This is a genomic window from Halomonas zincidurans B6 (assembly GCF_000731955.1).
Taxonomy (GTDB): domain Bacteria; phylum Pseudomonadota; class Gammaproteobacteria; order Pseudomonadales; family Halomonadaceae; genus Modicisalibacter; species Modicisalibacter zincidurans.
In genome coordinates, this window is record NZ_JNCK01000001.1 from 1952150 (window position 1) to 1970669 (window position 18520).

Consider the following 18520-nt stretch of genomic DNA (forward strand, 5'->3'; position numbering starts at 1 on the left):
GGTAACTGCTTGGCCGCGAATCACTTAACGCTGCGTGGCGTCGTAGCCGAGATCAAGCCCACGCTGGCTATCGGCACTGCGCCGCGTCCGGCCGCCACGCTTGCGGTTTTCTTCTTCGCAGACCTCGTCCTTGCCGCCGCAGATATCGCAGCCATCCTTGAGGCCCAGATTGTTCAGACCGCCACACGAACCGCTGATCGGCTTGCGACCGAGAATCACGCCGATCGACATCGCCGCGACCAGCAGCAGCATGGCTATGAAAACTATCAACCAGAGCGTCATGATCCCTCCTCCTCGCCGACCGTCTCGGCTCCTTCCATATAAGGAGCGAAGGCCGGACTCATGCGTGTTTCGAACCCGTCATCGGTTCTGACAACGAAATACACTGCAATGTTTTCACGTTTGGCCATTTCCAGCCCGGCCCGTTCACCCATCACCGTGAACGCAGTGGCCAAGGCATCGGCGGTTGCGCAACGTTCATCAATGACCGTCACCGACGCCACCCGATTGGTGATGGGCCGTCCCGTACGCGGGTCGATGGTGTGCGAATAGCGCACACCGTCGCTGACGAAATAGTTGCGGTAATCGCCCGACGTGGCCACCGCGACGTTGCCGAGATCGATGACCCGCTGCACACTTCGCTCGCTGGAGATGGGTTTTTCGACCGCGATGCGCCACGGCTTGCCGCCCGGCTTGGCGCCATGGGTGCGAATCTCGCCACCGACCTCGACCAGGTAGTCCTCGAGGCCTCGACTTTCGAGATAGTCGGCGACGCGATCAGTGCCATACCCCTTGGCAATGCCCGACAGATCGACGTAGACGGGCTTGCGCTTGGTCAGCGTATCGCCCTCGAGCACAAGCGCATCAATATCAACCCGCGCCAATGCCTTGGCCAGCTCGGCGGAGTTTGGCACCCGCTCGGGACGCCCCTTGGGCCCGAACCCCCACAGGTTGACTGCCGGGCCGACGGTGACATCGAAAGCGCCGTCCGACAACCGGGCAATGCGCAGCGCTTCTCGTATCACTTCCGCCGTGGCCGGCGACAGGAAGAACGGCACGCCCACCGGGTAGCGGTTGAACCGTGACAGCTCGGAGTCTTCCCGGTAGGTCGACATCAACGCATCGACCTGCTCGAGCTGGCTACGTATGCCCGCATCGAGCGATTCGATGGTTGCCTCGTCCAGTGCGGCATACACCGTCACATTGTAGCCAGTGCCGAAGATCGGCCCCTCGAAGCGGTGAGCCTCGACCTGTGGCGCACGCTCACACCCCGCCAACGACACCAGAGCCAACGCCGCAACCAGTGTCACTATCAATGACAGGGCCGCATGCGGCCCTGTCGGTGTACGACGCTGGCCGTCGCTCATCCGCCGAAGTCATCCAGCATGATGTTCTCCGGCTCGACGCCCAGGTCGGTGAGCATCTTGATCACCGAGGCGTTCATCATCGGTGGCCCGCACATGTAGTACTCGCAGTCCTCGGGTGCCGGGTGGTCCTTGAGGTAATTCTCGTAGAGCACGTTATGGATGAAGCCGGTGGGGCCTTCCCAGTTATCCTCGGGCTGCGGATCCGACAACGCCAGGTGCCACTCGAAGTTGTCGAACTCCTCGGCCAGCTGGTCATACTCGTCATTGTAGAAAGTCTCGCGCCAGGAGCGCGCGCCGTACCAGAACGAGATCTTGCGCTTGGATTCGAGGCGCTTGAGCTGGTCGAAGATATGACTGCGCATCGGTGCCATGCCGGCGCCACCGCCGACGAAGACCATCTCGGCATCGGTGTCCTTGGCAAAGAACTCGCCGAATGGTCCCATCACCGTGATCTTGTCGCCCGGCTTCAGGCTGAATACGTAGGTCGACATCAGCCCCGGCGGATGGCTGGAGTCGGGCGGCGGCGTGGCGATCCGGATGTTGAACTTGAGAATGCCCTTTTCTTCCGGGTAATTGGCCATCGAGTAGGCGCGAATCACTTCTTCTTCGTCGTTCTTGTGGGAGACGTTGAAGAGATTGAATTTCTCCCAGTCGCCGCGGTATTCCTCGTCGATATCGAAATCGGAGAACTTGATGTCGTAGGACGGCGCCACCAGCTGCACGTAGCCGCCGGCGCGGAAGTCGACGTTCTCGCCCTCCGGCAGCTTGAGGTTGAGCTCCTTGATGAAGGTGGCGACGTTAGGGTTCTCGATGACCTCGCATTCCCACTTCTTGACGCCGAAGACCTCTTCGGGAACCTCGATGCGCATGTCCTGCTTGACCGGCACCTGACAGGAGAGCCGCCAGCCCGCCTTCTTCTCGCCCATGGTGAAGTGCGACTCCTCGGTCGGCAGGATCGAGCCGCCGCCCTCGGTGACCCGGCACTTGCACTGGGCGCAGGAGCCGCCGCCACCGCAGGCGGAGGACAGGAAGATGCCGTTGGACGCCAGGGTCTGCAACAGCTTGCCGCCGGCCTGTGTCGTCAGGGTGTTGTCGGGGTCCTCGTTGATCTGGATCGTCACGTCGCCGCTGCTGACCAGCCGGCTGCGCGCGGCCAGGATGATCGCCACCAGGCCAATGACGACCACGGTGAACATGACCACGCCGAGCACGATAATCGATGTATCGACCATGTCGAATTCCTATATCTCGTTGTACTTACAGCTGAATGCCGGAAAAGGACATGAAGCCCAGAGACATCAGGCCAACGGTGATGAAAGTGATTCCCAGCCCGCGCAGGCCGGCCGGCACGTCGCTGTACTTGAGTTTCTCGCGGATGCCCGCCAGCGCGGCGATAGCCAGGGTCCAGCCGGCGCCGGCGCCGAAGCCATAGATAACCGATTCGGCGAAGCTGTAGTCGCGCTGCACCATGAACAGCGACGCGCCGAGGATCGCGCAGTTCACGGTAATCAGCGGCAGAAAGACCCCCAGCGCGTTGTAGAGCGCCGGCACGAACTTGTCGAGGAACATCTCGAGGATCTGCACGATCGCCGCGATCACGCCGATATAACTGAGCAGCCCGAGAAACGACAGATCGATGCTCGCCGCCCCTTCGATACCGGTCCAGCTCAGCGCCCCCTCCTTCAGCAGGTAATTCAGGATCAGGTTGTTGACCGGCACGGTGATCGCCAGCACCACGATCACGGCGATGCCCAGCCCGATGGCCGAGGAAACCTTCTTCGATACCGCCATGAAGGTACACATGCCAAGGAAGAAGGCCAGTGCCATGTTCTCGACGAACACGGCCTTGATGAACAGGCTCAGGTACTGTTCGAACATTTTACACGGCCTCCTTGACCTTGGTGTTGGTCGTGATCTTGAACTCGTTCTCCTCGACCTGTTCGGGATTGAGGCTGCGCAGCCCCCAGATGATCAGGCCGATGACGAAGAACGCCGAGGGCGGCAGCAGCATCAGGCCGTTGGTCACGTACCAGCCACCCTCATTGACGGGTGCCAGCACCGTGTAGCCGAACACCGAGCCGGAGCCGAACAGTTCGCGGAAAAAGCCCACGACCAGCAGCATGACGGTATAGCCCAGGCCATTGCCGACACCGTCGAGAAAGCTGATCACCGGGCCATTCTGCATGGCAAAGGCCTCGGCACGCCCCATGACGATGCAGTTGGTGATGATCAGGCCGACGAACACCGACAGCGATTTGGAGATTTCATAGGCATAGGCCTTGAGGACCTGGTCGACGACGATGACCAACGAGGCGATGATCGTCATCTGCACGATGATGCGAATCGACGAAGGAATCTGGCTACGAATCAGCGATACAAAGAAACTCGAAAAGGCGGTGACGGCAATGACCGCCAGGCTCATGACCAACGACGTGCTCATGGAATTGGTCACTGCCAGCGCACTGCAGATACCCAGAATCTGCAGTGCAATCGGGTTGTTCTTGAAGATCGGCGTGGTCAGCACGCCTTTGGGCGTATAGGCAGCCATGGCTTACGCTCCTTGCGTCGTGGCGCGAAAACGAGCCAAGTACTCGGCGAAGCCGGCGTCACTCAGCCAGAATTGCAGAAGATTGGTCACACCTTTACTGGTCAGCGTCGCCCCGGAGAGCGCATCGACCTTGTACTCGGCATCAGGCGTCTGGGGGCCGACCCCGCCCTTGACCAGGCGTATGGCGGGGTCCATCCCGTTCTCGGGATAGATTTTCTTGCCATCCCACAGGGCCTTCCAGTCGGGATTGTCGACCTCGCCGCCAAGCCCGGGTGTCTCGCCCTGATCGTAGAACGACAGACCGACTACGGTATTGCCGTCCCCTTTCAGCGCCAGGTAGCCCGACATCAGCGACCACAACCCCTGCCCACGGACCGGCAGGATGATCTTGTCGGGGTTCTGCGGATCGCCGACCAGATACACCGTAGCGTAATTTTCCCGGCGACCGATACCCGCGAGATCCTGAGCCCCGGACAGGGTCCGCGACTGAGCGGGATCCTTGGCGGCCTCGAACTGATCGAAGGTCTCGGGGTTCTTGTCTTCGGCATATTCGCCGGTATTCAGGTTGACGACCCGCGCGGTGATCAGTTTGTCGTACAGTGCCAGAATGTCCTGGCCGGGCTTGTAGAGCTCGGCCACCTGGAGCAGGTTGCTCATGCGGTCCTGCTCCTGGTTCTTCTGCTGGATCGGACGCAGCGCAACCGCCGCCGAGGCTACCACGACGGAACAGACGATACACAGCGCGAACGCAACCGTGAGGGTCTTCTTGACGGAGTTGTTACTGGCCATCAGGCAGTCTCCTTGCTCATCGCGCCGGCGGTCTCACGCTTCTGGCGACGCTTGATATTGGCCTGCACGACGAAATGATCGATCAACGGAGCGAACAGGTTGGCGAACAGGATCGCCAACATGATGCCTTCGGGGAAAGCCGGGTTGATCACGCGAATCAGCACGGTCATCACCCCGATCAAGGCACCGAATATCAACTTGCCCTTGTCGGTCATCGACGCCGAGACCGGATCGGTGGCCATGAACACCATGCCGAAGGCAAAACCGCCGACCACCAGGTGCCAGTACCAGGGCATGGCGAACATCGTGTTGGTCTCGGAACCGACCGCATTGAACAGCGCACTGGTGGCGACCATGCCGAGGAAGGTACCCAGCATGATTCGCCAGGAGGCGATCCGGGTCCACAGCAGCACCGCGGCGCCGATCAGGATTGCCAATGTCGAGACTTCGCCGACCGAGCCGGCCATGAAACCGAAGAAGGCATCGAGCCAGCTCAGCTGCTGATCAAGCGCATCCATGCCACCGGCGTAGACGGTCGACAAGGCGGTCGCCCCGGTATAACCATCGGCCGCGACCCATACCGCATTGCCCGAGATCTGCGCCGGGTAGGCGAAGTACAAAAACGCGCGGCCGGTGAGGGCCGGATTGAGGAAGTTCTTGCCGGTACCGCCGAAGATCTCCTTGCCGATCACCACCCCGAAGGTGATCCCCAGCGCCACCTGCCATAGCGGAATCGTCGCCGGCAGGATCAGGGCGTAGAGCACCGAGGTGACGAAAAAACCTTCGTTGACCTCATGGCCACGCTTGACCGCGAACAGCACTTCCCAGAAGCCACCGACCACGAAGGTCACCAGGTAGATGGGCAGGAAATAGGCTGCACCGAGCACGAAGTCGGCCCAGATGCTGCTCGGGTCGTTGCCGCCGGCCAGGGTCATGGTGATGGCTTCGCGCCAGCCGCCCAGGGCGCTGTAGCCCTCGGCGATCGCCAGGTTGGCCTGCAGCCCGGCGTTGTACATGCCGAAGAACATCGCCGGGAAGGTGCACAACCACACCGTGATCATGATCCGCTTGAGGTCGATGCCATCGCGCACGTGGGCCGTCGTCCGCGTCACGTCGGGCGGCGAGTAGAAGATCGTGTCCACCGCCTCGTAGAGCGCATAGAACTTCTCGTACTTGCCCCCCTTGTGGAAATGCGGCTCGAGATTGTCGAGTGTCTGTCGGATCCCCATCATCAAGCCTCTTTCTCGATCGTGGTGAGATTGTCCCGCAGGATAGGGCCGTACTCGTACTTGCCCGGACACACATAGGTGCAGAGTGCGAGGTCCTCCTCATCCAGTTCGAGACAGCCGAGCTGCATCGCCATTTCGATGTCGCCGACAATCAACGAGCGCAGCAACTGAGTCGGCAGGATGTCCAGCGGCATTACCGTCTCGTAGGAGCCCACCGGCACCATGGCGCGCTCGGAGCCATTGGTGGTGGTGGTCGGCGCGAACTTGCCGAGCCCGGTAAACCGCGACAGGTAGATACCGAGCACCGAGTGCTTGTTGCGCCCCGGCGACAGCCAGCCCATGAAGGCGCGCTTGGTGCCCTCTTCAAGCAGACTGACCTGCTGATGAAAACGCCCCAGGTAGCTCAGTGCGCCTTCGGCGATGTTGCCGCCGAACACCGAGCCAGAGATGACCCGGGCATCGCTTTCCGCCTCGCCGATCTCGCCGTCGAGCAGTTCGCGAAGGCTCGCCCCCAGCCGGCTGCGCACCAGCCGCGGGCGATTGGCCAACGGCCCGCCGATCGCCACCACCCGGCGCGTATCGAGGATGCCTTCGGCGAACAACTTGCCGATGGCGATCACGTCCTGATAGCCAACGTGCCAGACCTGACGCGTCAGGCTGACCGGCGACAGATAATGGATGTGCGTGCCGACCAAGCCGGCGGGATGCGCGCCCTTGAAGCTTTCGGCCTGGATGCCGGCGACATCGCTGCCCGGCAGGCTGGCATCGGGCGCATGGCACAGGAACACCCGCCCCTCGGTGAGCCGCTTGAGAACCTTCAGCCCCTGGCTGAACGCCTCGGGCTGCTCGCTGATCACCAGCGCCGGATCGGCCGCCAGCGGATGGGTGTCGATCGCCGTCACGAAGATATTCGTCGGCTGGGCGTCGAGCGCCGGCGTGCGCGAATAGGGCCGGGTGCGCAGCGCGGTCCACAGCCCGGACTCGACCAGTTGATCGACGACCGCCTGGCGTTCCAGGCTCTCAAGCGCCGCGGCGCCATGCGCGGTGAACGCGACCTGTTCGCCCTGCTCGTCCACCTTGATCACCACCGACAGCAAGCGACGTTTCTCGCCACGGTTGATGGCGACCACTTCCCCGGCCGCTGGCGCGGTAAAGCACACGCCGGGAATCTTCTTGTCGGTGAACAAGCGCTGGCCAAGCTTCACCCGGTCCCCTTCCCGGATCTCCATGGTCGGCTTCATGCCGACGTAGTCGGAGCCCAGGACGGCCACATGGCGCACCGGCCGCGCATCCTCGATACGCTGTTCCGGCGCCCCCGCAATGGGGAGATCCAGGCCTCGTTTGACTTCGATCATAGTCTCGCCCAGTTATCGAATCTGATTAGCAAGGAAAGGGATTCGATGCACAGCATGATGCCGAGCCCCGCGTCCGGCTGAGCTGTCACGGCGCTTGTCACAGTGCCCGAATGCTTTTCTTATCAGAAGGTTGTCTCGAGCGGCCCGTGGCCATACGGACCGCGCCAAAAGTCGCCAACATTATATAGAGGGGCACATCGAAAGGCCACCAGCGACGCGCACCGGTGGCCTTTGTCGAAACACTACGGAGCGCTGTGCAAACGGCCACGCCGTGGCCGCCAAGGAGTGAGAACTCAATCGCGGGTACGCGGCAGGTAGAGAAAATTGACGTTGGACATCGACTGCAGGATCCGCACCACCTGACAGCTATAGCCAAATTCGTTGTCGTACCAGACGTACAGCACGGCATTGTTGCCATCGACGATGGTCGCCTTGGCATCGACGATCCCCGCGTGACGGTTGCCGACGAAGTCGGACGACACCACTTCCGGCGAATCGACGTAATCGATCTGCTTGTGCAGCGGTGAATCGAGCGACACCTGGCGCAGGTAGGCGTTGACGCTTGCCACGTCGGCCGGCCTGGCCAGGTTGAGATTGAGAATCGCCATCGAGACGTTCGGCGTAGGCACGCGAATGGCGTTACCGGTCAGCTTGCCGGCAAGTTCGGGCAATGCCTTGGCGACCGCCTTGGCGGCGCCGGTCTCGGTCAGCACCATGTTGAGCGGCGCGCTGCGTCCGCGGCGGTCGCCCTTGTGGTAGTTGTCGATCAAATTCTGATCGTTGGTATAGGAGTGCACCGTCTCGACATGGCCATGGCTGATGCCGAACTCGTCGTTGATCGCCTTGAGTACCGGAACGATGGCGTTGGTGGTGCAGGACGCCGCCGAAATGATGCGGTCGTCGTCGCCGATGTCCGTGTGGTTGATGCCATAGACGATGTTCTTGAGGTTGCCCTTGCCCGGCGCGGTGAGCATCACCTTGGCGACGCCCTTGCTGGCCAGGTGCTGCGATAGGCCCTCCTCGTCTCGCCACTTGCCGGTATTGTCGACCACCAGCGCATTGTTGATGTCGTACTCGGTGTAATCGATGTCTGCCGGCGAATCGGCGTGAATGACCTTGATGACCTGGCCGTTGGCGATCAGCGCGCTGTTCTCATGATCGACGCTGATCGAGCCGGCGAAAGGCCCGTGTACCGAGTCGCGCCGCAGCAGGCTGGCGCGCTTCTCCAGATCGTCGCCTGCGCCGCGCACGACGATGGCGCGCAGCCGCAGCAGATTGCCGCCGCCCGCCTTCTCGACCAGGATCCGCGCCAGAATACGCCCGATACGCCCGAAGCCGTAGAGCACCACATCCTTGGGTGCGCCGCCCATGCCGTTGGTACCGTGAGCGCCGACCAGCTCGCCGAGTTCCTCGCCCAGGTAGGCCTTGACATCGCTGCGGCCGCTGCGCTTGAAGGCGACGACCAGCTTGCCCAGATCGATGTGCGCCGGCCCCAGTTCGAGTTCGGTCATCGCCTTGATGAACGGCAAGGTATCGCGCACCGACAGCTCGGTCCCTTCGACCTTCTTGACGTAGCGGTGGTTCTTGAGGATGCGGATCACCGAACGGATGATCAGCGAACGACCGTACAGCGACGGCACCACATTGTACTTGCGGTACAACTGGCCGAGCAGCGGAATCATCTCCTCGGCCAGCGCCTCGTTTTCCTGCCATTCCTGGAAACAGATATCGCGTGCGTCCTGACTCGCCTTGTCTTGATCCACCTGGAAGCCCCTTTCTCGGAATCGCGAACAATGATCCGTTCATTATCCTTGCCAGGCTAGAATGCTCAATCGCTGGATGGTCGCATGCGCTGTAGGACCACTACAGAAAAGCGGGGTTGACTACAAACTCGCTTGTGGGCAAGGCGGACACTATTTTCGACAACGATCCATGATCGTACGGTCCGATTGTCCGCCGATAGCGCCGCCCTGTTATGATCTAGCGCATCGCCACCACGTCGTTACGTTGCAAAGACCCATGCCCACTTTTTCACCCCTGGCTCCTCCGCTTCCCGACGATCACCGTCATACCCTGTATTGCCGGGCACCGTCGGGCGCCGCAGGCCCGCTGACTCTCGCCCGCCTGGCCGACGATGCGCCGCTGCTGGTGATCACTCCCGATACCGCCAGCGCGCAGCGTCTGGAAAGCGCACTGCGCTTTTTCGCCCGCGTGCCGGTGCTGCCGTTTCCCGATTGGGAGACGCTGCCCTACGACAGCTTCTCGCCTCATCAGGACATCGTCTCCGAGCGCCTGCGCACCCTGCGCCGCCTGCAGGAAGCCCGCGAAGGCATCGTCCTGGTGCCGGTCAACACGCTGATGCAGCGGCTTCCGCCCACCGATTATATCGCCGGGCGGGTCATCACCCTGACAGTGGGCATGACGCTGGACCGCGAGGGCTTTCGCGAACGTCTGTCACGTGCCGGCTACCGGGCCGTGGAGACCGTCTACGAGCCCGGCGAATACGCCCTGCGCGGCGCGCTGATCGATCTTTACCCGATGGGCAGTGAAACGCCGCTGCGCATCGATCTGTTCGACGACGAGATCGATACCCTGCGCCGCTTCGACCCGGACACCCAGCGCAGCGCCGACAAGGTCGAGTCGGTCGAGTTGCTGCCGGCCCACGAATATTCCCTGTCGCGCTCGGCGATCGCCTGCTTCCGCGAAGGCTTCGAGACGCTGTTCGACGTCGATCCGCGCCAGTGCCCGCTCTACAGCGACGCCATCAAGGGCATCCCCTCGCCGGGGCTCGAACAGTACCTGCCATTGTTCTTCGAGGAGACGGCGACGCTCTTCGAGCATCTCGCCGAGGGCACCCGCGTCGCCCTGCTGCCTGGCGTGCATGCCGCTGCCGAACACCACTGGGGCTCGATACAAAGCCGCTACGAGAATCTCGGTGTCGATCCGACGCGCCCCCTGTTGCCGCCGGCGCGGGCCTTCATCCCGGTGGCCGAGGTGTTCGCCGCGATCAAGGCCAAGCCGCGTCTCGAACTGGTCGACAGCGACGCTCATCCGCATGCCCAGCAGCCGCTGGCCAAGGCCCCGCCACAGGTCGCCATCAACGCCCGCGCCCAACAGCCGCTGGCCGCGCTGCAGGAGTATCTCGCCGCTCATCCCGAGCAGCGCATGCTGTTCGTCGCCGAATCCCGTGGTCGGCGCGAGGCGCTGGAGGAAACGCTGGCCGTTCTGCATCTTGAAATGCCGCATATCGACGACTGGCAGACGTTCATTGCCGGCGATCAACGCCTGGCGATCACCGAGGGCCTGCTCAGCGAGGGCCTGGTGCTCGACGAGCCGGATCTCGCCATCATCACCGAGACCGAGCTGTTCGGCGAGGTAGTGCGTCAGAGCCGGCGCCGCGAGAAGGCCACCGACGACAACGAGCTGGCGGTGCGCCATCTTTCCGAGTTGCGTCCCGGCGCGCCGGTAGTCCATCAACTGCATGGCGTGGGTCGCTATCTGGGACTGGAAACCATCGAGGTTGGCGGTCAGGCCGCCGAGTTCGTGACCCTGGAGTACGCCGACGGTGCACGCCTCTACGTGCCGGTGGACAGCCTGCAGCTGATCTCGCGCTATGCCGGCGCCAGCGATGAACTGGCGCCGCTGCACAAGCTCGGCTCGGATACCTGGGACAAGGCCAAGAAGAAAGCCGCCGAGCGCATCCGCGACACCGCCGCCGAGCTGCTCGATGTCTATGCCCGCCGCGAGGCACGCGAAGGCTTCGCCAGCGACCCGCCCGGGGCGGAGTACCAGCGCTTCGCCGCAAGTTTCCCGTTCGAGGAAACCCCCGATCAGCGCGCCGCTATCCATGCGGTGATCGGCGACATGACGGCCAGCCAGCCGATGGATCGAGTGGTCTGCGGCGATGTCGGCTTCGGCAAGACCGAAGTCGCCATGCGCGCCGCCTTTCTCGCCGTGCATTCGGGGCGCCAGGTGGTGGTACTGGTACCGACCACCCTGCTCGCTCAGCAGCATTATGACAATTTCCGCGATCGTTTCGCCGACACCGCCGTCCAGGTCGAGCTGATCTCGCGCTTTACCGGCGGCAAGGGCCAGGCCGATACGCTCAAGCGCATCGAGGGAGGCCGCGCCGACATCGTCATCGGCACTCACAAGCTGCTTTCCAAGAGTATCAAGCTGCCCAACATGGGCCTTTTGATCATCGACGAGGAGCACCGCTTCGGGGTTTCCCAAAAGGAGCGTCTGAAGAGCCTGCGCGCCGAGGTCGATATCCTGACGCTGACCGCGACGCCGATACCGCGCACCCTGAACATGGCGATGAGCGGTATCCGCGACCTGTCGATCATCGCCACGCCGCCGGCGCGCCGGCTATCGGTGAAGACCTTCGTGCAGCAGCGCGACGAGGCGGTGATCAAGGAAGCGCTGCTCCGCGAGATACTGCGAGGCGGGCAGGTGTACTTCTTGCACAACGAGGTCAGGACCATCGAGCAGACGGCAGAGAAGGTCCGCGAGCTGATTCCCGAGGCGCGGGTCGGCGTGGCGCATGGTCAACTGCCCGAGCGCAGCCTCGAGCGAATCATGTCCGATTTCTATCATCAGCGCTTCAATGTGCTGGTCTGCTCGACGATCATCGAGACCGGCATCGACGTGCCCAGCGCCAACACCATCATCATCGAGCGCGCCGACAAGTTCGGCCTCGCCCAGCTCCATCAGCTGCGCGGCCGGGTCGGTCGCAGCCACCATCAGGCTTATGCCTACTTGCTCACCCCAGCGCCCAAGGCAATAAGCAAGGATGCCATCAAGCGCCTGGAAGCGATCGGCCAGGCCGAGGATCTTGGCGCCGGGTTCACGTTGGCCAGCCACGACATGGAGATTCGCGGCGCCGGCGAGCTGCTCGGCGACGAGCAGAGCGGCCAATTGGAGACTATCGGCTACAGCCTCTACATGCAGATGCTCGACCGGGCGGTGAAGGCGATTCGTGCCGGCAAGACGCCCAATATCGAGGCACCGCTGGACGAAGGGGTCGAAGTCAGCCTCAACCTGCCGGCATTGATCCCCGACGACTATCTGCACGACGTCCAGCAACGCCTGATCATGTACAAGCGCATCAGCAACGCCGAAAATGAAGCCGACCTCAAGGAACTGCAGGTGGAGATGATCGATCGTTTCGGTCTGCTGCCGAACCCGGTCAAGACGCTGTTCCGTCAGACACGGCTGCGTCAGCGCGCCGAGCGCCTGGGCATCGTGCGTCTCGAGGCCGGCGACGAGCGCGGTCGCATCATCTTCGGCGCCAGCCCGGCGATCGATCCCATGACGCTGGTTCAGTTGATTCAACAGGATCCGCAACACTATCGACTCGACGGCGCCGACACCCTGCGCTTCAACGCCGAGATGGCCGATCCCGAGCAACGTTTCGCCACTCTCGAGACCTTGCTGGAAAACCTCAACCGCAAGGCCGAGGCCGCCTGATCCAGGTTGAAGAAACGCAAAAGGCCCCATCACAATCGACAGGGCCTTCCTGAACATCATTAATCGTGCCGCCCTTGGCGGCACGATTAAGTCAGCGTCTTACTTCTGCATGGACTTCTGGAACATGCGATCCATGGCCTGACGGTTTTCGCGAGCCATCTTCAGTGCAGCCTGGGCATCGCGCTGAGCAGAATTTGCGGTGCCCAGAGCTTCGTTAGCCATGCTGCGTGCCTCTGCAACGTCGGAATCCGTCTTGTCCATCCATGACTGCTGCTCGCCGCCCTGAGCGGCACAGCCTGACACCACCAGCAGGGACAGACCGATCGCGGAGAGCTTGAGAGTGCTGCTGAGACTATTTGTCATAATCATCTCCATCATTCCTTGGTTCTTGGTTAATTCCTGCTGGGCAGGCTTTCATGATCGGCTCTTGGCCGTCATGAATCTGGTTTTTCATGATGCCGACCACTATGCATCACTTCCATCCTAGAAACTAGCGGATGATAACCGTTGTGCCAAGTTGCACCAAATCCGCCAAGCGTTCGATCTGGCGATTGGTGACCGCGACACAACCCTCAGTCCAGTTGAATCGCTCATGGATCGCGGGATCGGACTTGCCCAACCCGTGGATCCCGATATTGCTCCCCAGGACGGTATCCTGTGGCGGCGCGCCGTTTCGGCGATAATAATCAAGATAGCGATTGAATTCGACTTCGCTGAACACACCGCTGCGCTTCGCCTCGCGCGCGTTGTCCAGATTGGGGTAATCGAGCCCGAGAAAGATATTGAAATCGCTGTCGCGGTTGATCCAGTTGATCCGGAACTCGCCCGCCGGTGTCGTCATGTCACCCCGCAAGCGCGTCTGGGAAACGCCGCGCCGTCCCACCGATATGGGCTGAAAGCGCTCGATTTCACGCTCGCCCCGATAGACGTGCAACGTCGAGGTGGCCTCATCGATCAGCAGCCAGATCTCACCCTGTCGGGGCGTTAGCGCCTGGCCCGTCGACGGCAGGATCAATAGCAGGCTCAAGATCAAGCCGGCTACAATTCGTCCTGTCATATATACTCTCCCGGAAATTTCCCAACCGACCAGAGCCGTCACTTGCAACTCCACCTAGTACCTGAGCCTACCATTTCCCGCACCTGAAGCCAGCTAACCGTGCCACTGACATGACCATAAAATTCTCAAAAATTGCTCTCGCTTCGATGCATCATCGCCCCGACGAGCACATCGTTCTGCAATCCGGCCGGTTCCGATCGTCTACAGAAGAAGCCATGCATCACCCGGCGGATTCGAAGGTTATCATTCGGTCGGGTAAACTGGGCGATTGCTCGACCCGGTCCCCCACAGATCCGGGCATGCGCGATTGACGCACCCGGCTCCTCAATCATCAGATTCACTGAAAGACTTGCCGATGCACAACCCTTGCCTTTGGCAAGGGTAGGTGTCTGAACAGTACGTTGGCCTTCCCCCAAGAGAAGTATCCTCTCTGGGAATGTCGCCTCAACCATTTGATCCAGGTGCATTGCGCCCGGTAGACAACGTCATGCACTTTTGAAGGCTTCCTGCGCGTACTTGCCCTACCTACCTCTCTTGCAGAGTCATTTTCGAGGCGTTATCGAGATGCGAGTATCCATTCCGCTGCCTTCTCGGCGATCATCAGGGTCGGTGAATTGGTGTTGCCGCTGACGATGGTTGGCATCACGCTGGCGTCCACGACCCTGAGGCCCTGGATACCTTTCACTCGAAGGTGAGAGTCGACTACCGCCATGGGGTCGTCGTCTCGCCCCATCTTCGCGGTCCCCACCGGGTGAAAGATGGTGGTGCCGATGTCGCCGGCCAGCCGTGCCAGGTCCTCGTTGCTCTGGAACTGCACCCCTGGCTTGACCTCTTCCGGCGAATATTTCGCGAAGGCAGGCTGGGAAGCGATGCGTCGGGTGACCCGCAGCGAATCCGCTGCCACCTGGCGGTCCTCGGACGTGCTCAGGTAGTTGGGCGCGATGGCTGGGGCCTGGCGCGGGTCGCGACTCTTGATGCGCACCGTGCCGCGGCTGGTGGGGTTGAGGTTGCAGACGCTGGCCGTGATGGCCGGGAAGTCATGCAGCGGCTGGCCGAAGGCCTCCAGGCTCAGCGGCTGGACGTGATACTCGAGATTGGGGTGCGTGTAGTCCTCGGAGCTGCGCGTGAAGGCACACAGTTGGGACGGCGCCATGCTCATCGGGCCGGAGCGCTTCAGGGCGTATTCCAGGCCGATCTTCGCCTTGCCCATGAGCGAGTTAGCCATGGTGTTGAGGGTCTTGGCCCCTGTCACCTTGTACACCGAGCGGATCTGCAGGTGGTCCTGCAGGTTTTCCCCCACGCCGGGGAGCTCGGCCACCACGGAGATGTCATGCTCGGCCAGCAGCCCTGCCGGGCCGATCCCCGAGAGCTGCAGCAATTGCGGTGAGCCGATCGCGCCCGCGGAGAGGATCACCTCACGGCTGGCCGTCGCCACGACGGTCTCGCCGGCCCGCTCGACCTTCACGCCACGACAACGCGATTCGCCGCCCTCGCCCTTCTCGACCTTGAGCCCCAGCACCTGGGTGGAGGTCCAGAGGGTCAGGTTGGGCCGTTTCTGGGCCTCGCGCAGGAAGGCCTTGGAGGTGTTCCAGCGCCAGCCCGCACGCTGGTTGACCTCGAAGTAGTCGACGCCCTCGTTGTCGCCACGGTTGAAGTCGCGCGTCCGTGGCATGCCGGCTTCCACGGCGGCGGTGGCGAAATCATCCAGCACCTGCCAGCTCAGGCGCTGTTTCTCGATGCGCCACTCGCCGCCGTGACCGTGGAAGTCACGGTGGGCGGCGTCGGCATCGCCTCCCTCATCCAGGCGATAATGGTCCTCATGCTTCATGAAGTCGGGCAGGCAGTTCTCCCAGCGCCAGGCATCGTCGCCGGTGAGCTCGGCCCAGCCATCGTAGTCCCGGGCCTGACCGCGAATGTAGAGCATGCCGTTGATGCTCGAGCAGCCACCGAGGGTCTTGCCGCGGGGGTAGATCAGCGAGCGACCGTTCAAGCCGGGATCGGGCTCGGTGCGAAAAAGCCAATCGGTGCGCGGATTATCGATGCAGTAGAGGTAGCCCACCGGGATGTGGATCCAGTAGTAGTTGTCGCGCCCCCCCGCCTCGATCAGCAACACCCGGTTGGCCGGGTCGGCGCTCAGGCGGTTGGCGAGCAGGCAGCCGGCGGTGCCAGCACCTATCACGATATAGTCGAAGGCTTGCTTGTCGTTGGAGTGTTCAGCCATGGCATGCTCTCGTTCGGCATGTAGCCCCCCAGCGGGGTGGCGCTGGCCAGTCAGCGGGTGGAAGACAGCTGACTGGCCGGCATGCCTGTCGGTCGTTGAGGAAGAAGTTACTTGGACGTCGGCATCGCGAACTCGGCCCCGTGCTCGATGGAGCTCGACCAACGCTGCATGATCGACTTCTGCTTGGTGTAGAAGCGCACGCCCTCCTCGCCGTAGGCGTGGGTGTCACCGAACATCGAGCGCTTCCAGCCGCCGAAGCCGTGCCAGGCCATCGGCACCGGGATCGGCACGTTGATGCCCACCATGCCGACCTGGATGCGCCGGCCGAACTCGCGGGCCACGTTGCCGCTCTCGGTGAAGCAGCTGACGCCGTTGCCGAACTCGTGATCGTCGATCAGCTGGATGGCGGTGGCGACATCCGGCACTCGCACGCAGGCCAGCATCGGCCCGAAGATCTCCTCGCGGTAGATGGTCATCTCCGGGGTGACGTGATCGAACAGGGTGCCGCCCATCCAGAAGCCCTCGGCACAGCCTTCGCCGGTGGTGGTCGGGTCGAAGTCACGGCCGTCGACCACCAGCGCGGCGCCCTCGGCCACGCCCTTGTCGATGTAACCGGTGATGCGCTGGTGCGCCTGAGCCGTGACGATGGGGCCCATCTCGGCATCGAGCTCCAGGCCGTTCTTGATCTTCAGCGCCTTCGCGCGCTCGGCCAGCCGCGGCACGAGCTCATCGGCCACGTCGCCCACCAGCACCGCCACGCTGATCGCCATGCAGCGCTCGCCGGCGGAGCCGTAGGCCGCGCCGATCAGGGCATCGACGGCCTTGTCGAGGTTGGCATCGGGCATTACCACCATGTGGTTCTTGGCGCCGCCGAGGGCCTGGACCCGCTTGCCGTGGCGGGCGCCACGCTCGTAGATCAGGTTGGCGATCGGAGTGGAGCCGACGAACGACAGCGCTTTGACGTCGGGATGGTCGATCAGCGCCTCCACCGAGTCCTTGTCGCCCTGTACCACGTTGAACACGCCATCCGGCAGCCCGGCTCGCTTGAGCAGGTCGGCGATCAGCAGCGAGGCGCTGGGATCCAGCGGACTGGGCTTGAGGACGAAGCTATTGCCGGCGGCGATGGCCAGCGGGAACATCCACATCGGCACCATGACCGGAAAGTTGAACGGGGTGACGCCGGCCACCACGCCCAGCGGCTGGCGGGTCGTCCAGTTGTCGATGCCGGTGCTGACCTGCTCGGTGTAGTCGCCCTTGAGCAGCTGCGGGATGCCGCAGGCGAACTCAACGATGTCGATGCCGCGCGCCACCTCGCCCTGGGCATCGGTGAACACCTTGCCGTGTTCCCGAGTGACCGCCGCGGCCAGCGCGTCCTTGTGGGCATTGAGCAGCTGAAGGAACTTGAACATCACCCGCGCGCGGCGAATCGGCGGCGTATCGGCCCAGGCCGGGAAAGCGGCCCGGGCGGCGGCCACGGCGGTGTCCACATCGGCCGGGGACGCCAGGGCCACCCGGCCGGTCACCTGGCCGGTGGCCGGGTTGAAGACGTCCTGGCTCGCGCCGGACTCGCCGGCTGATATTTGCCCATTGATATAATGCTGGATGCTGGCTGTGCTCATGGTCACCTCATATTGTATCGTTGGTCAGATCCGTGACAGGGGCTTTCCTGGCTTCGGAAAAGATGCCATTGGCGCCCAGACTAGCGGCATCGTCACCAGGATCAATCGAGTAATTTCTAACCGTGATATAAGCTTTATAAATATAAAGGACGCGCGGGGAGGGAGATACGTCACCATGCAGAAGCTACAGACCCTGCGTGCCTTCGTCACCGTGGCGCGGGAAGGCAACGAGACGGTCAGGCCGTCCGTGGCCTCCGAGCCGCTATGCGCGGAACCTCTGGCCGCAGCTGACCACCTACCTGGCCATCGACAATAACGCCACCGAGAATACCATCCACCCCTTCGTCATCGGCAGGAAGGGATGGTTGTTCGCTGGTAGTCCCAAGGGCGCCGACGCCAGTGCCATGCTCTACACCCTGGTGGAAACGGCCAAGGCCAACGGCCTGGATCCCCATGCCTACCTGACCCACGTCTTCGAGCACTTGCCGCGTGCCAGGACCGAAGACGCCGTCCGAGCCTTGCTGCCCCAGCAGCTAGCGATGGCCGATATCACGCCTTTGCCGCAATCCTGCTGATCGCCAGACGCTTACGGTTTAACGGCGCTTACCATTAAGCAACGACCGGCTGAGGTCGATGGCCGGCGCTTCATCGGCCACTGGGAGGCCGACACTGTGATCCAAGGACAAAACCAATCAGGCCTGGTCACGCTGGTCGAGCGGCGTAGCGGCTATCTGCTGGCGGCACGACTGCCCAGGATCTCGGCGGAGCTGACGAAAGCGGCCATGATACGCCTACTGAAACCTCGTCGGGGTGCGGTCCAGCCCATCAAGCTGGACAATGAGTCGGAATTCGCCGGTTGGCCCAAT

15 protein-coding genes and 1 pseudogene are annotated in these 18520 nt (G+C 62.5%); 3 read left to right on the forward strand and 13 right to left on the reverse strand.

Annotated elements, in window-relative coordinates; all coding sequences use genetic code 11:
• Window positions 1-24 precede the first annotated feature (24 nt).
• The 9 genes from nqrM to HALZIN_RS0109230 form a co-directional block, all read right to left on the reverse strand.
• A complete protein-coding gene (nqrM, locus tag HALZIN_RS0109190; RefSeq protein WP_031383926.1) occupies window positions 25-282 on the reverse strand; it encodes a (Na+)-NQR maturation NqrM in 258 nt (85 codons plus the stop codon).
• Window positions 279-1367 (reverse strand): FAD:protein FMN transferase, encoded by a 1089-nt coding sequence (locus tag HALZIN_RS0109195; RefSeq protein ID WP_084173459.1) that lies wholly within the window; start codon window positions 1365-1367, stop codon window positions 279-281. The genes nqrM and HALZIN_RS0109195 overlap by 4 nt, the downstream gene beginning before the upstream one ends.
• Window positions 1364-2599 carry an NADH:ubiquinone reductase (Na(+)-transporting) subunit F gene (gene nqrF, locus HALZIN_RS0109200; protein WP_031383928.1) on the reverse strand — a complete coding sequence of 412 codons (1236 nt, stop codon included), beginning with the start codon at window positions 2597-2599 and terminating at the stop codon, window positions 1364-1366. The genes HALZIN_RS0109195 and nqrF overlap by 4 nt, the downstream gene beginning before the upstream one ends.
• 25 nt (window positions 2600-2624) lie before the next feature.
• The gene (gene nqrE / locus HALZIN_RS0109205; protein ID WP_031383929.1) at window positions 2625-3245 is read right to left on the reverse strand and encodes an NADH:ubiquinone reductase (Na(+)-transporting) subunit E; all 621 of its coding nucleotides are present in this window, start codon (window positions 3243-3245) and stop codon (window positions 2625-2627) included.
• Between the two features lies 1 nt (window position 3246).
• A complete protein-coding gene (locus tag HALZIN_RS0109210; RefSeq protein WP_031383930.1) occupies window positions 3247-3915 on the reverse strand; it encodes an NADH:ubiquinone reductase (Na(+)-transporting) subunit D in 669 nt (222 codons plus the stop codon).
• Between the two features lie 3 nt (window positions 3916-3918).
• The gene (locus HALZIN_RS0109215; RefSeq protein ID WP_150113104.1) at window positions 3919-4707 is read right to left on the reverse strand and encodes a Na(+)-translocating NADH-quinone reductase subunit C; all 789 of its coding nucleotides are present in this window, start codon (window positions 4705-4707) and stop codon (window positions 3919-3921) included.
• Entirely contained in the window at window positions 4704-5936 is a 1233-nt protein-coding gene (locus HALZIN_RS0109220) for an NADH:ubiquinone reductase (Na(+)-transporting) subunit B (protein WP_031383932.1), read from the reverse strand. The genes HALZIN_RS0109215 and HALZIN_RS0109220 overlap by 4 nt, the downstream gene beginning before the upstream one ends.
• On the reverse strand, window positions 5936-7288 hold the full coding sequence (locus HALZIN_RS0109225; RefSeq protein ID WP_031383933.1) for a Na(+)-translocating NADH-quinone reductase subunit A: 1353 nt from the start codon (window positions 7286-7288) through the stop codon (window positions 5936-5938). The genes HALZIN_RS0109220 and HALZIN_RS0109225 overlap by 1 nt, the downstream gene beginning before the upstream one ends.
• 293 nt (window positions 7289-7581) lie before the next feature.
• The gene (locus HALZIN_RS0109230) at window positions 7582-9051 is read right to left on the reverse strand and encodes a glyceraldehyde-3-phosphate dehydrogenase (protein WP_051907452.1); all 1470 of its coding nucleotides are present in this window, start codon (window positions 9049-9051) and stop codon (window positions 7582-7584) included.
• A gap of 256 nt (window positions 9052-9307) precedes the next feature.
• On the opposite strand from HALZIN_RS0109230, the gene mfd reads away from it, so the two are divergent.
• Window positions 9308-12757, forward strand: coding sequence for a transcription-repair coupling factor (gene mfd, locus HALZIN_RS0109235; protein ID WP_031383935.1), 3450 nt, complete (start codon window positions 9308-9310; stop codon window positions 12755-12757).
• 99 nt (window positions 12758-12856) lie between these two features.
• On the opposite strand, the gene HALZIN_RS0109240 is transcribed toward mfd, so the two are convergent.
• The 4 genes from HALZIN_RS0109240 to HALZIN_RS0109255 form a co-directional block, all read right to left on the reverse strand.
• Window positions 12857-13135: an Lpp/OprI family alanine-zipper lipoprotein gene (locus HALZIN_RS0109240; protein WP_231663154.1), complete on the reverse strand. Its 279-nt coding sequence runs from the start codon at window positions 13133-13135 to the stop codon at window positions 12857-12859.
• A gap of 112 nt (window positions 13136-13247) precedes the next feature.
• On the reverse strand, window positions 13248-13856 hold the full coding sequence (locus tag HALZIN_RS0109245; RefSeq protein WP_231663153.1) for a L,D-transpeptidase family protein: 609 nt from the start codon (window positions 13854-13856) through the stop codon (window positions 13248-13250).
• 514 nt (window positions 13857-14370) lie between these two features.
• On the reverse strand, window positions 14371-16035 hold the full coding sequence (locus tag HALZIN_RS0109250; RefSeq protein ID WP_031383938.1) for a GMC family oxidoreductase: 1665 nt from the start codon (window positions 16033-16035) through the stop codon (window positions 14371-14373).
• 107 nt (window positions 16036-16142) lie between these two features.
• A complete protein-coding gene (locus HALZIN_RS0109255) occupies window positions 16143-17654 on the reverse strand; it encodes a CoA-acylating methylmalonate-semialdehyde dehydrogenase (RefSeq protein ID WP_031383939.1) in 1512 nt (503 codons plus the stop codon).
• 197 nt (window positions 17655-17851) lie between these two features.
• Between HALZIN_RS0109255 and HALZIN_RS17485 the strand changes: the two genes are divergently transcribed.
• Complete coding sequence (locus HALZIN_RS17485; RefSeq protein ID WP_084173461.1) at window positions 17852-18229, forward strand: transposase domain-containing protein; 378 nt, start codon at window positions 17852-17854, stop codon at window positions 18227-18229.
• Window positions 18230-18262: 33 nt separating this feature from the next.
• A pseudogene (locus HALZIN_RS18690) lies at window positions 18263-18508 on the forward strand (IS30 family transposase); the annotation flags it as partial.
• Between the last annotated feature and the right edge of the window lie 12 nt (window positions 18509-18520).